This window comes from Arthrobacter sp. AL12 (assembly GCF_029960645.1).
In the GTDB taxonomy this organism is placed as follows: domain Bacteria; phylum Actinomycetota; class Actinomycetes; order Actinomycetales; family Micrococcaceae; genus Arthrobacter.
In genome coordinates, this window is sequence record NZ_JASBQY010000007.1 from 47067 (window position 1) to 60961 (window position 13895).

13 protein-coding genes are annotated in these 13895 nt (G+C 67.3%); all 13 read left to right on the plus strand.

Annotated elements, in window-relative coordinates:
- Positions 1-190 precede the first annotated feature (190 nt).
- The 13 genes from QK291_RS09885 to QK291_RS09945 all read left to right on the plus strand — a co-directional run bounded on the left by QK291_RS09885 (position 191) and on the right by QK291_RS09945 (position 13774).
- On the plus strand, positions 191-637 hold the full coding sequence (locus QK291_RS09885) for a MarR family transcriptional regulator (RefSeq protein WP_282381287.1): 447 nt from the start codon (positions 191-193) through the stop codon (positions 635-637).
- Positions 638-789: 152 nt separating this feature from the next.
- Positions 790-1221, plus strand: coding sequence for an organic hydroperoxide resistance protein (locus tag QK291_RS09890; RefSeq protein WP_282381288.1), 432 nt, complete (start codon positions 790-792; stop codon positions 1219-1221).
- Positions 1218-2249 (plus strand): NADP-dependent oxidoreductase, encoded by a 1032-nt coding sequence (locus tag QK291_RS09895; RefSeq protein ID WP_282381290.1) that lies wholly within the window; start codon positions 1218-1220, stop codon positions 2247-2249. Before QK291_RS09890 ends, QK291_RS09895 begins: the two co-directional genes overlap by 4 nt.
- A gap of 416 nt (positions 2250-2665) precedes the next feature.
- Positions 2666-3736: a BMP family ABC transporter substrate-binding protein gene (locus QK291_RS09900; RefSeq protein WP_282381487.1), complete on the plus strand. Its 1071-nt coding sequence runs from the start codon at positions 2666-2668 to the stop codon at positions 3734-3736.
- A gap of 167 nt (positions 3737-3903) precedes the next feature.
- On the plus strand, positions 3904-5571 hold the full coding sequence (locus QK291_RS09905; protein WP_282381294.1) for an ABC transporter ATP-binding protein: 1668 nt from the start codon (positions 3904-3906) through the stop codon (positions 5569-5571).
- Positions 5564-7024: an ABC transporter permease gene (locus QK291_RS09910; protein ID WP_282381296.1), complete on the plus strand. Its 1461-nt coding sequence runs from the start codon at positions 5564-5566 to the stop codon at positions 7022-7024. Before QK291_RS09905 ends, QK291_RS09910 begins: the two co-directional genes overlap by 8 nt.
- Complete coding sequence (locus tag QK291_RS09915) at positions 7021-8358, plus strand: ABC transporter permease (RefSeq protein ID WP_282381298.1); 1338 nt, start codon at positions 7021-7023, stop codon at positions 8356-8358. The genes QK291_RS09910 and QK291_RS09915 overlap by 4 nt, the downstream gene beginning before the upstream one ends.
- Before the next feature lie 2 nt (positions 8359-8360).
- Positions 8361-8765 carry a cytidine deaminase gene (locus QK291_RS09920; protein WP_282381299.1) on the plus strand — a complete coding sequence of 135 codons (405 nt, stop codon included), beginning with the start codon at positions 8361-8363 and terminating at the stop codon, positions 8763-8765.
- Complete coding sequence (locus QK291_RS09925) at positions 8762-10093, plus strand: thymidine phosphorylase (protein WP_282381300.1); 1332 nt, start codon at positions 8762-8764, stop codon at positions 10091-10093. Before QK291_RS09920 ends, QK291_RS09925 begins: the two co-directional genes overlap by 4 nt.
- A gap of 128 nt (positions 10094-10221) precedes the next feature.
- A complete protein-coding gene (locus QK291_RS09930) occupies positions 10222-10860 on the plus strand; it encodes a VTT domain-containing protein (RefSeq protein ID WP_282381301.1) in 639 nt (212 codons plus the stop codon).
- 111 nt (positions 10861-10971) lie between these two features.
- Entirely contained in the window at positions 10972-11790 is an 819-nt protein-coding gene (locus QK291_RS09935) for a DedA family protein (RefSeq protein ID WP_282381302.1), read from the plus strand.
- Between the two features lie 117 nt (positions 11791-11907).
- The gene (locus QK291_RS09940) at positions 11908-13059 is read left to right on the plus strand and encodes an adenosine deaminase (RefSeq protein WP_282381303.1); all 1152 of its coding nucleotides are present in this window, start codon (positions 11908-11910) and stop codon (positions 13057-13059) included.
- Between the two features lie 79 nt (positions 13060-13138).
- Positions 13139-13774: a MazG nucleotide pyrophosphohydrolase domain-containing protein gene (locus tag QK291_RS09945; RefSeq protein ID WP_282381489.1), complete on the plus strand. Its 636-nt coding sequence runs from the start codon at positions 13139-13141 to the stop codon at positions 13772-13774.
- Positions 13775-13895 lie beyond the last annotated feature (121 nt).

A 13895-nucleotide genomic window follows, 5' to 3' on the forward strand; every position in this document is an offset into this window, starting at 1 on the left:
GAGAGTTGGCGCCCGTCCTCGGACCCAACATGGGCGCGAAGTGTGACCTCGGCGCCTTAACAGCTGCGGGCGTCCCCGAGGTGAGAGTTGGCGCCCGTCCTCGGACCCAACATGGGCGCGAAGTGTGACCTCGGCGCACTCCGGGGATGCTTAGGTTGTGCACAATTGAATTGTGGACTATCCTATTTGTATGACCGATGCGCCCCGCGACAACGCCCCCCGCCTGAACCGGCAGCTGTGCTTCGCCATGTACTCGGCATCCCGGGCCGCCACGGCGGCGTACCGGCCGATGCTCGACGAGCTCGGCCTGACCTACCCGCAGTACCTCGTCATGCTGGTGCTCTGGGAGGACGAACCGCGTAGCGTCCGCGGGCTGGGGGAGGAGCTGGGCCTCGACTCCGGCACACTCTCCCCGCTGCTCAAGCGGCTCGAGTCCCTGGGCCTCGTGGAACGGCGCCGGTCCAACGCGGACGAGCGCCGGGTGGAGGTCTACCTGACCGACGCCGGCACCGCCCTCAGCGCCCGGGCCACCGGAATTCCGCAACGTCTCGCCGACGCTGCCGGTCTCCCGGCCGCCGAACTCGACCAGCTCCGCGAGACCCTGACCCGGCTCACCGCCGCGCTGCACCCCCGCTGAGGTCCGGCGCCGACCCCTCCCGGCCTGTGACCCAGCAGCCGCCTACGTCGAAATCGCGGGAGGCGCGCCAGCTCGCCGGAAGACAGCGCCCGCGCAGGCATCCGGCGAGTTCGCCGCCGGCCACCAGATTTTCCCAACAGATTGGAACTCCCATGAAGACTCTCTACACAGCTGAGGCCCTGGCCTCGGGCGAAGGCCGCGACGGCACCGCCGTCACGAAGGACGGCAAGCTCAACGTGGCCCTGGCCAGCCCCGTGGAACTCGGCGGCAGCGGCGAGGGCACCAATCCGGAACAGCTCTTCGCCGCCGGCTACGCGGCCTGCTTCCATTCGGCCCTGCGCCTCGTCGGACGCCAGCAGAAGGCCGACCTGACGGATTCCGCCGTCGCGGCCAGGATCCACCTCGGCGCCCTCGGCGACGGATCCGGCTATGGCATCGCCGCTGAACTCGAAATCGCCCTGCCCGCCGTGGACCGGAAAACGGCCGAGGCCCTCGTGGCCAAGGCCCACGAAGTCTGCCCCTACTCCAACGCCACCCGTGGCAACATCACTGTCGACATCAAAATCATGGAGGTAGCCGCATGAGCACCATCACTGAAACCGCAACCCTTCCCGCCACCACCCGCGAGATCCAGCTGGCATCGCGCCCGCACGGCCGCCCCGTGCCCGAAAACTTCCGCCTGGCCGAATCGGCCCTGCCTGAACTCCAGCACGGCCAGGTCCTGGTCCGCAACCTCTTCATCTCGGTGGACCCGTACATGCGCGGCCGGATGAACGACGTCAAGTCCTACTCGGCACCTTTTGCCCTTGATGCAGCGCTCGACGGCGGCGCCGTCGGCGAGGTCATCGCCTCCCGGTCCGCTGACCGCAAGGTCGGCGACACCGTCGTCCATTCCCTGGGCTGGCGGGAATATGCCGTGCTCGACGCCGGGGCCACCACCCCGGCCCACACCGACCTGGCCCCCGCGCCGGCGTTCCTCGGCGCGCTGGGCATGACGGGCCTGACGGCCTATGCAGGACTACTCAAGGTGGCCGGCTTCAAGGCCGGAGAGGTCGTCTTCGTCTCCGGCGCGGCCGGTGCCGTCGGCTCCCTGGTGGGGCAGATCGCCAAAGCCCTGGGCGCCTCCCGCGTGATCGGCGGCGCGGGCTCGCCGGAGAAGGTGGCACGGCTGCTGGAGCTCGGCTTCGACGCGGCCTTCAACTACCACGACGGCCCGGTCGGCGAGCAGCTCGCCGCGGCCGCCGGCGACCGCGGGATCGACGTGTATTTCGACAACGTCGGCGGCGAGCACCTTGAAGCGGCGCTCTCGGTCCTCAACGTAGGTGGCCGGGTGGCCATGTGCGGCGCCATTTCGCAGTACAACTCAACCGAGGCCACGCCGGCTCCGCGGAACCTGATGCAGGCCATCGGCAAGCAGCTGACCCTCAAGGGCTTCATCGTCGGCAGCTACTGGCAGCACATGCCCGAGTTCGTCCAGGCCATGTCCGGCTGGCTCGCTGACGGAACCGTGCGCTACGACGAGACCATCGTGGACGGACTGGAGAACGCTCCGCAGGCCTTTATGGATCTGCTGGACGGCGCCAACACCGGCAAGATGCTGGTCCGGCTCTAGCCCTCCCGCTCCACCCTAGCGCCGGCTGGCCGCTCCACCCGAGCGCCGGCTGGCCGCTCCACCCGAACGCCCTTTGAACGCCCCTCCCGACCCCCGCTGAACGCCCCTCCCGACCCCCGCTGAACGCCCCGCACCGGAATCGCCCGGTGCGGGGCGTTCTGTGCCTACCGCTTGGTAACAAGTTCTCAACAATCTGTGGAATCGCTGTGAACTGTGCTACTTGGACGTGTCACAGGACACTAAAGTTGCTTGCATCAGTGCGCCTCGGCGCAGTGCTGCGAAATCCATCAGTGAAAACAGCGTTTCAGCGGCAACCCCGCCAACAGACACTCATTGAGCTCCGTCGTAGCGCCTATCTCTTTCTTCCTGGAGGAAAATTGAAGAACTCTCTGCGTGCAACCCTCAAGCGCGGTTCAATGGCCGGAGTCGCCACCGCCGGTGCGGCTGCACTCCTGCTGACCGGCTGCGGGGCAGCCCCGACGGCCAGCAGCACGGCCACCGCCACGGCCAGCAACTACACGGGCTGCATCGTGTCCGACTCGGGTGGATTCGACGACCAGTCATTCAACCAGTCCTCCTACGAGGGGCTGAAGAAGGCTGAGAAGGATCTGGGCATCAAAACGAACCAGGCAGAGTCCAAGACCAACAACGACTTCGAGCCGAACCTTCGCGCCATGGTCTCCGCCGGCTGCAACCTGACCGTCACCGTCGGCTTCCTGCTCGGCGACGCCACGAAGACCCAGGCCACGGCGAACCCGGACAAGCACTTCGCCATCATCGACTTCGGCTACGAAACCCCGATCAGCAACGTCAAGCCGATCATCTACGACACGGCCCAGGCGGCGTTCCTCGCCGGCTACCTCGCCGCCGGCACCACCAAGACCGGAACGGTCGCCACCTTCGGCGGCATCAAGATCCCCACGGTCACCATCTTCATGGACGGCTACGCCGACGGCGTGAAGTACTACAACGAGAAGAAGGGCACCGACGTCAAGGTCCTTGGCTGGGACAAGGCCAAGCAGGACGGTTCCTTCACCGGTGACTTCGAAAAGCAGGACAAGGGCAAGCAGTTCACCCAGAACTTCCTGGACCAGGGCGCGGACATCGTGATGCCCGTCGCCGGTCCGGTCGGCAAGGGTGCGGGCGCGGCCCTGCAGGAAGCCAAAGCCGCCGGCAAGGACGTCAAACTCATCTGGGTTGACTCCGACGGCTTCCTCACGGCACCGGACTACAAGGACATCATGCTCTCCTCCGTCATGAAGCAGATGGGCGAGGCCGTCGAGACCGTTGTGAAGGAAGACAAGGACGGCAAGTTCAGCAACAAGCCGTACGTTGGCACCCTCGCGAACGACGGCGTGCAGCTGGCTCCGTTCCACGACATGGACTCCGCGGTGTCTGCCGAGCTGAAGTCCGAGCTGGACCAGATCAAGAAGGACATTGCCGACGGCAAGCTGAAGGTTGAATCCGCAGCCAGCCCGAAGGTCTAACTCCCTCCGCCAAGCGCCACGGCCCGTCCGGTCATCCACCGCACGGGCTGTGGCGCTTTTCGTTGGGCGGACCGGCTCCGCCTCCGGCTGCAGGCACTAGGCTGATCCTGCAGCCCCATCATCCGTCCGGGCCACGGCTCCCGGACACTTCTAGATTGGTCAGAGTTTTGAAACTTGAACTCAAGGGGATCACCAAGCGCTTCGGCTCCCTGGTAGCCAACGATCACATCGATGTGGTTGTTGAACCCGGGCAGATCCACTGTCTGCTCGGCGAGAACGGCGCTGGCAAGTCAACGCTGATGAACGTCCTGTACGGACTGTACGAGCCCACCGAGGGCGAAATCCTGGTCGACGGCAAGCCGGTCACCTTCCGCGGCCCCGGCGACGCGATGGCGGCCGGCATCGGCATGGTGCACCAGCACTTCATGCTGGTCCCGGTCTTTACTGTCGCGGAGAACGTTGCCCTGGGAGCCGAGACCACCAAGGCCGGCGGATTCCTGGACCTCGATGACACGCGCCGGAAGATCCGGGAGATCTCCGACCGGTACGGATTCGACGTCGACCCCGATGCCCTCATCGAAGACCTCCCGGTGGGCGTGCAGCAGAGGGTCGAAATCATCAAGGCGCTGGTCCGCGACGCCAAAGTGCTCATCCTCGATGAGCCCACGGCCGTGCTGACCCCGCAGGACACCGACGAACTGCTGGACATCATGCGCCAGCTCAAGAGTCACGGCACCTCCATCGTCTTCATCTCCCACAAGCTCCGCGAGGTAAAGGCCGTCTCGGACACCATCACCGTCATCCGGCGCGGCAAGGTGGTGGGCTCGGCCGATCCCGGAGCCTCCACCACGGAGCTGGCGTCCATGATGGTGGGCCGGGCCGTGAACCTGACCCTGGACAAGGCTCCGGCCAGGCCCCAGGAGATCACCTTCCAGGTCAAGGACCTCACCGTGATCGCGCCCAGCGGCCAGCACGTGGTCGACGGCATCAGCTTCGACATCGCCCGCGGCGAAATCCTGGCCGTCGCCGGTGTCCAGGGCAACGGCCAGACCGAGCTGACCGAGGCCATCCTTGGACTCCAGGACCGCGTCCACGGTTCCATCCTGCTCGACGGCGAAGAGCTCGTCGGCCGCAGCGTCAAGGACGTCCTCAACTCCGGTGTCGGATTCGTGCCGGAAGACCGCTCGCTCGACGGGCTGATCGGGACGTTCTCCATCGCCGAAAACCTGATCCTGGACCGCTATGACCAGGCGCCGTTCGCCAAGGGCATCAGCATGAGCCCGGCCAAGGTCCTGGAGAACGCCAAGACCCGGATCGAAGAATTCGACGTCCGAACCCCGTCCGGCTCGCTCGCGGCCGGCACCCTGTCCGGCGGCAACCAGCAGAAGGTTGTCATGGCCCGGGAGCTGTCCCGGCCGCTGCGGCTCTTCATCGCCTCCCAGCCCACCCGAGGCGTGGACGTGGGCTCCATAGAATTCCTGCACAAGCGGATCGTCGCGGAGCGCGATCAAGGCACGCCCGTCATGATCGTCTCCACCGAACTGGACGAGGTGATGGAACTCGCCGACCGGATCGCCGTGCTGTACAAAGGCAGGCTGGTTGGGATCGTCCCGGCCGGCACCGGACGCGAGGTCCTGGGCCTGATGATGGCCGGGGTTTCCCCGCAGGACGCCCATGCGGACACCGCTGGCAAGCAACCGGCACAGCGCCCCGCGGACGACCCGGCCAACAGCCGCCCCGACAACCCCGCCGAACCCCCAGCAACGAACCCGGCGACCGCCGCCCACCCCGCGCAGGAGCCCGGCTCCGGCGCCGTAGGAGACGACCATGAGTGAAAACAACGAGCCGCGACACTCGGCCGAACCGGATCCGGACCGTATTCCGGCCCCGCAGCCCCCGAAATCCCAGTCCGCGGCCCCGCAGCCCCCGAAATCCCACGCCACGGCCGCGGACACGGCCGCGAACATTGAGACGCCCGACGAGGACGACGCCGCCTATGTCACCTCGCTGGACACCGCTGGCGGGGCGATGCAGCCGTCGGCGGTTCCCGTCTCGGCCCAGAGCGGATCCCTTCCGGGCGCCCCGGAAGAAGAGTCGCTGATGCGCAAGATCTTCACCGGCAACGGCATCGTGACCATCCTGGCGGTGCTGCTGGCACTGATCCTCGGCGGCCTGCTCATCGCCATGACGGACAAGGTGGTCGGCACCACGGCAGGCTACCTTTTTGCCCGGCCCACCGATTTCCTCACCGCCGTCTGGTCCGCTGCCACCGGCTCTTATGTCGCCCTCTTCCAGGGCGCGGTCTTCAACCCCCGCGGGACAGGGGCGGCCGGGCAGTTCGCCCCCCTCATGGAGACGCTGACCATCGCCACCCCGCTGATTACCGCCGGCCTCGGCGTCGCCCTGGCCTTCCGCGCAGGCCTGTTCAACATTGGTGCGCAGGGCCAGATCATCATGGCCGGCATCCTGGCCGCCTGGGTGGGCTTCGCGCTGGACCTGCCGGTGGGGCTCCACCTGCTCCTGGTCCTGCTTGCCGGCATCATCGGCGGCGCCGTCTGGGGCGGCATCGTCGGCGTGCTCAAAGCCAGGACGGGCGCCCACGAGGTCATCGTGACCATCATGTTCAACTACATCGCGCTGTATTTGCTGCGCTACCTGCTTGATACGGATTTGTTCCAGCGTCCGGGGGAGAGCACTCCGATTTCCCCGATCCTGGACGCGTCCGCCCTGTACCCACTGCTCTTCGGCAGCCAGTACCGGCTGCACATCGGGTTCCTGCTGGCGGTCGCGGCCACCGTGTTTGTTTCGTGGCTGCTGAACCGCTCCACGCTCGGTTTCGAGTTCCGCGCCGTCGGGGCCAACCCCAAGGCAGCCCTCACTGCCGGCATTAACGTCTCCCGGGCCACCATCCTGGTGATGACCATTGCCGGTGGCCTGGCCGGTCTGGCCGGCGTGGCGCAGGTGGCCGGCACCGAAAAGGTCCTGACCGATGGTGTCGCGGCGACCTACGGCTTTGATGCGATCACCGTGGCGTTGCTGGGACGATCGTCGCCGTGGGGCACCTTTGCCGCCGGACTGCTGTTCGGAGCCTTCCGCGCAGGCGCTGTCCAGATGCAGATCCAGACCGGAACCCCGATCGACATCGTGCTGGTGGTCCAGTCGCTCATTGTGCTCTTCATCGCGGCGCCGCCGCTGGTCCGGGCAATCTTCGGACTCAACCCGCGCAAGAAGAAAGCCGCACCCGCCGTCAAGTCCCAGCAGGCAGCAGCCACCGGAGGTGCAGCATGAGCACAACAGCAACCCCTCCCGTCCCGGGAAAACCCGTCCAGCCACAGCCGGTCCCGACCCTCGCGGACAAGAACCGCAAGCACACCGTGTCCGCCAAACCCGTGACCTGGAAGTTGCCGGTAACCCTGCTGGTGCTGGCCGTCGTCGCCTTCATTTTCTTTGGCGTGCTGGGCCCGCAGTCCACGGCCAAGTTCGGCGTTTCCTCCGGCGGTGACTTCTTCCAGCTCCCCGCCATCGAGGTGCCCGCCTTCCTGTCCGGAATTGTGCTCTCCGTTGCCATGCTGGGCCTCGCCGGCTACGCCATGTTCCTTAAGACAAAGAACGCCCGGCCCCCGCGCTGGGTGCCGGCCCTGTTCACCGTCCTCTTCGTGGTCGCTTTCCTGATCTGGGTGGTGGGCGGCGCCCGGACACCCAGCATCTCGCTGGCCGGCCTCATCGCCGGGTCGGTCACACTCGCCGTGCCGATCGTCTTCGGCTCCCTGTCAGGAGTGCTGTGCGAACGCGCCGGCGTCGTGAACATCGCCATTGAAGGCCAGCTCCTGGGCGGTGCCTTCACGGCCGCCCTCGTCGCCAGCCTGACGCACAACCCCTACCTGGGCCTGCTTGCGGCGGCCGTCGCCGGCGCCCTCGTCTCGATGGTCCTGGCGCTGTTCAGCATCAAGTACGTGGTCAACCAGATCATCGTCGGCGTCGTACTCAACGTCCTGGTCTCCGGGCTCACCGGCTTCCTGTTCAGCACCGTGATGCAGTCGGACCCGGAGAAATACAACTCGCCCGGCGAGCTGCCAATCATCGAGATACCGGTCCTGTCCGGCATCCCGGTGATCGGGTCCATCCTGTTCAAGCAGTCCGTGGTGGGCTACCTGATGTATGTGGCCGTGGCTGTGATCTGGGTCGCGCTGTTCAAGACGAAGTGGGGCCTGCGCGTCCGAGCAGTGGGCGAGCACCCGCAGGCGGCCGACACCCTGGGTATCAAGGTCAACGCGACCCGATTCTGGAACGTCACACTCGGCGGCGCCGTCGCCGGAATCGGCGGGTCGTTCTTCACCCTCGTGGCGATCGACAGCTTCACCAAGGAAATCTCGGGCGGGCGCGGCTTCATTGCCCTCGCCGCCATGATCCTGGGCCGCTGGAACCCGATCGGGGCCTTCTTCGCCGCGCTGCTGTTCGGCTTCGCCGACAACCTGCAAAGCATCGTGACGATCATCGGCACGCCCGTGCCGAGCCAGTTCATGGCCATGCTGCCGTACGTTGTGACCGTGTTTGCCGTGGCCGGCCTCGTTGGCCGCTCCCGGCCGCCGGCTGCAGACGGCATACCCTACGTCAAGGGTTGACAGTGGACAGCACCGACGTCGACTGGGCCGCCCTTGAGGCCGCCGCGGTCGCCGCCATGAAAAACGCCTACGCGCCGTACTCGAAGTTCGCGGTGGGGGCAGCAGCCCTCACCGCGGACGGCCGGATAGTGAGCGGCTGCAATGTCGAAAACGCCAGCTACGGGCTGACCCTGTGCGCCGAGTGCGCGCTCGTCGGCAATCTGCACATGACCGGAGGCGGCCTGCTCCGGGCCTTCTACTGCGTCGATGCCGCCGGCGACGTCCTCATGCCCTGCGGGCGCTGCCGTCAGCTGCTCTACGAATTCCGCGCTCCCGACATGGAGCTCATGACCACGCAGGGAATCAAGACCATGGACCAGGTCCTTCCCGATGCCTTTGGCCCCCAACACCTGGAGCAAGCCCAATGACCCAACCGACACAAACCCCCAAGCTGGCCGAAGCGTTCGACGCCGTCGACATCATCCGCATCAAGCGGGACAAGGGCGTGCTCAGCCCCGCCCAGATTGACTGGACGATCGACGCGTACACCCGCGGCGCGATCGCCGACGAGCAGATGGCCGCCCTGAACATGGCGATCCTGCTCAACGGCATGGACCGGGCAGAGATCTCTCGCTGGACGGCGGCCATGATCGCGTCCGGCGAGCGGATGGACTTCTCCAGCCTGCGCCGCCCCGACGGCAGCGTGAAGCCCACCTCCGACAAGCACTCCACCGGCGGCGTCGGGGACAAGATCACCCTGCCGCTGGCACCGCTGGTCGCGGTCTTCGGCGTGGCCGTGCCGCAGCTCTCCGGCCGCGGCCTGGGCCACACCGGCGGCACCCTGGACAAGCTCGAATCCATCCCGGGCTGGCGCGCCGCGCTGAGCAACGAGGAAATGCTGGCCCAGCTCCAGGAGGTCGGCGCGGTCATCTGCGCCGCCGGCGCCGGGCTGGCACCGGCCGACAAGAAGCTCTACGCCCTGCGGGACGTTACCGGCACGGTCGAGGCCATTCCGCTGATCGCGTCCTCGATCATGAGCAAGAAGATCGCCGAAGGCACCGGGTCGCTGGTGCTGGACGTCAAGGTCGGCAGCGGGGCCTTCATGAAGGACGAGGCACGCGCCCGCGAACTCGCCGAGACCATGGTGGCGCTGGGCAAGGACGCCGGCGTCAACACTGTGGCCCTGCTGACCAACATGAACACCCCGCTGGGCCTGACCGCGGGCAACGCGATCGAGGTCGAGGAATCGGTGGAGGTGCTGGCCGGCGGTGGTCCGGAAGACGTCGTCGAACTCACCGTCCGGCTCGCGGAGGAAATGCTCGCCTGCGCTGGCGTCCACGACGCCGACCCCCGGGCAGCGCTCCGGGACGGCCGGGCGATGGACGTCTGGAACCGCATGATCGAGGCGCAGGGCGGGGACCCCCGCGCCAAGCTTCCCGTGGCGAGGGAATCGGAGGTCATCTACGCGCCGGCCGACGGTGTGCTGGTGGAACTCGACGCGATGGCTGTCGGCGTCGCCGCCTGGCGCCTCGGCGCCGGCCGGGCCCGCAAGGAGGACCAGGTCCAGGCGGGCGCCGGCGTGCGGATGCACGCCAAGCCCGGCGCCCTGGTCAAGGCCGGCGAGCCGCTGATGACGCTCCTGACGGACACCCCGGAGAAGTTCGAACGGGCCAGGGAAGCCCTCGAGCACGCCATGGTGATTGCCCCGGAGGGCTCACGCCCGGCGCAGCAGCTCATCATCGACCGCATCGCCTGATTCCCCCGTTGCCCTGTCACTTGTGGTCCCCAACCGCCAAGGTTAGCCGCCACAGGTGATAGGGCAACCGCGGGGCGGCCCGCAGTACACTGGCATGACAGCCGTCCCCCGTTGTTTGTTAGGAAACCGTGCAGGCAATCAACGACTTCATCCTGGCCGCAGCGGGGCAACCATGGGTCCTGATCCTTGTGTTCGTTTGCTGTGTGATCGACGGTTTCTTCCCGCCCATCCCGAGCGAGTCAGTGGTCGTCGGGCTCGCCGCGGTCGCCGCCACGGCCGACATTCCCAACCCGGTGCTCCTGGCCGCGACCGCCGCCGCAGGGGCGTTCCTGGGCGACAACATCGCCTACCTGATCGGCCGCGGCACCGGAACCCGGCGCTGGGCCTGGATGCGCGGCCACCGCATGCAGCGGGCGTTCCGCTGGGCCGGCACCGAGCTGCGGAAACGGCCGGCGTCACTGATTCTCGTGGCGCGCTTCGTGCCGATCGGCCGGGTCGCGGTCAACCTGACCGCGGGCGCCACCCACTTCCCGCAGCAACGCTTCGTGGGGATGACGGTGCTCTCGGCAGTGCTGTGGGGGGCGTATTCCGTCTCGATCGGACTTTTCTTCGGCCAGTGGTTTGAAGAGAATCACCTACTCGGCGTCATCGTCGCCGTCATCTGCGCGATGGGCCTGGGCATCCTGGTGGACCTCGCCATCAGCAGGCTGCGCGGCAGGCTCCCCGAGGACGCCGAACGCCCGGCCACGCCCCCGGAGCACTCCTGAAACCGGAGCCTTTGGTAGCGTCAGATTTATCCGGATGGAACGTAGCGCATCCTTGCCGGTCATGGGACACTAAAGAGCGCTTTTCGTCACTTTCCTAGGAGCAAAGCCCGCGTGGAATTCATCAATGAGGCTATTCTCCATGCCGCGGGTCAGTGGTGGATTTACCCGATCCTCACGATCTTCTGTTTCATCGACGGTTTCGTTCCGATTCTGCCCAGTGAAACCCTGATCGTGGCCCTGGGTGCACTGTCCGTCACGTCCGGCGAGCCGAACATGTGGTTCGTCATGGCCGCCGCCGCCGTCGGGGCCATCGCCGGTGACAACATGGCCTACCTGCTGGGCCGCCACGTCGGCGTCGAGCGCTTCCGCTGGATGCGCAAACCCAAGGTCCACCGGGCCCTGAACTGGGCGCGCTATGAACTCGACAAACGCGGCGCCATGCTGATCTTCACGGCCCGGTACATCCCGGTGGGCCGCGTCGCCGTGAACTGGATCGCCGGCACCACCGCGTACCCGCGGCGCCGCTTCGTCATCCTCGACATTTTCGCCTCCGTCACCTGGGTCGCGTACTCGGCCGGCATCGGCATCATCGCCGGCAACTGGGTCCACGAACACCCGCTGCTCGGGGTCGGCATCGCCATCGCGTTCGCCATTGTGCTCGGCATCGTGATCGACCACCTGCTGACCTGGCTGCACCGCTGGCGCGACACCAGGGGCGCCGCAGCGGCAGCCGGCCGGGCCGGAACCATGTCTGCCGAAGCGAAAACCGGGCACGCCGCGGCCGCGCAGTCCCAGGCCGCCACCGGGCCCGCGGAGGCCGAGCCCGCCGCGTCCGCGCCCCGCCAGGGCTCAAGCACCGCGCCCCGCCAGGCTTCCGGCACCGCGCCGGTGCCCGCACAGCTGGCGGCACCGGCCGACGTCGAGGCCTGATACCGCCGGCCGGCGCGGCCGCCGGGTGACCGGCCGGCGCGGCCGCCGGGTGACCGGCCGGCGCGGCCGCCGGCAGACCGGCTGGTGTTGCCGGGCTCCCAACCCTAAGGTTGGAACGTGACTGAGATAATTCTTGACGCTGCCCCTGACCTCGACTTCGACCTGAAGGGCCTCCCCAAGGTTTCCCTTCACGACCACCTGGACGGCGGACTCCGTCCGGCCACCATCATTGAACTTGCCGAGGCCGCGGGACATACCCTGCCCTCCACCGACCCCGTCGCCTTGGGGGAGTGGTTCCGCGAATCCGCCGACTCCGGCTCACTGGTCCGTTACCTCGAGACCTTCGACCACACGATCGCCGTGATGCAGACCAAGGAAGGCCTCTTCCGCGTCGCCAAGGAATTCGTCGAAGACCTTGCCGACGACGGCGTGGTCTATGGCGAAGTGCGCTGGGCTCCCGAGCAGCACCTCCAGCAGGGCTTGAGCCTGGACGACGCCGTCGAAGCCGTGCAAGCGGGCCTTGAGGCCGGCGTCGACGCCGTCGCCGAGACCGGCCGCGACATCCAGGTCGGCCAGCTGATCACCGCCATGCGGCACGCCGACCGTGGCCAGGAAATCGCCGAACTGGCGGTCCGCCACCGCAACAACGGCGCCGTCGGCTTCGACATCGCCGGCGCCGAGGACGGCTTCCTGCCGTCCCGGTTCAAGGACGCCTTCACGTACCTGGCCCAGCACAACTTCCCGGCCACGGTCCACGCCGGGGAAGCCGCCGGACTCGAAAGCATCCAGTCCGCCCTGGTCGACGGACGCGCCCTGCGCCTGGGCCACGGCGTCCGGATCGCCGAGGACATCACCGTTGAATTCGGCGACGATGAGGATGCCGACGGCGAGGATGCCGACGACAACATCGGCATGGTCACCCTGGGCGGGCTCGCCAGCTGGGTCCGCGACCGCGGCATCGCCTTGGAAATCTGCCCCTCCTCCAACCTGCAGACCGGCGCCGTCGCCGGCTTCGGCGAGGGCATCGAAAGCCACCCGCTGGACATGCTCTACCAGCTCGGCTTCAACGTCACCATCAACACCGACAACCGGCTGATGAGCGGCGTGACCCTCACGGACGAGTTCGAACTGCTGGTCGAGACGTTTGACTACGACCTCGACGACCTGCTGGAGCTGACGCTGAACGCCGCCGAGGCCGCCTTCCTGCCGCTGGAGGAGAAGGAAGCCCTCGTCGAGTACATCAACGAGTTCTACGACGAGCTTGGCTAAAGCGGACAATTCACCCGGCCAGGGGCAGCTTGCAGAGCTGATCGGAACGATCGCAGCCCTGCGCATCCACTGCCCCTGGATGGGGGCCCTCACCCATGAGTCCCTCGTGGAATACCTCCTCGAGGAGGCCTTTGAGGTGGCGGAGACCATCGAGACGGCCGGCGGCGACGCCGAGCTGAAGGCCGAGCTCGGCGACGTCCTGCTCCAGGTGGTCCTGCACGCCCGGCTCGCCCAGGAGCGCGGTGCCTTCGACCTCGATGACGTCGCCCGCGGCCTGAGGGCCAAAATGATCCGGCGCAACCCGCATGTGTTCCGACCCGACGGCTCACTGCAGGAGTCCTTTCCGGCGACCGTGGAGGAAATCGTCCGGACGTGGGATGCCGTCAAACGCTCCGAGCAGGTCCTGCATTCCGGGCACCCGCTCTCCGGCCCTGAACCCTCCGGCGCTGATCCGTCCCGGGCTGGGGCCCTCGGGGGCGTCCCCGCCGCCCTTCCGGCGCTGGCCCGGGCCCAAAAGCTCCTCGACCGCGCGGAACGGGCCGGCCTTCCGGCCGTCACCGGTCCGGTTGACGTCCCCTCCGCGGAAGAGGGCCTCGGCGAGCTGCTCTTCGCCATCGCCGCCGCCGCCCGGGACCGGGGGCTCGACGCCGAACGGGCCCTCCGCGCCGCGAACCGCCGATTCCGGGAGGGCCCGCCCGCGCAGCCGTCCCCATGATCCGCCACAATGACGTCCGGGGACTGGATAGGTTTCTGTAACTTATCCCACTCTCGACTAGGCTGGGTAGCGACGAGGACGTCGGTTTTTCAGCTTGATTCCCAGCTTGATTCCCAGATTG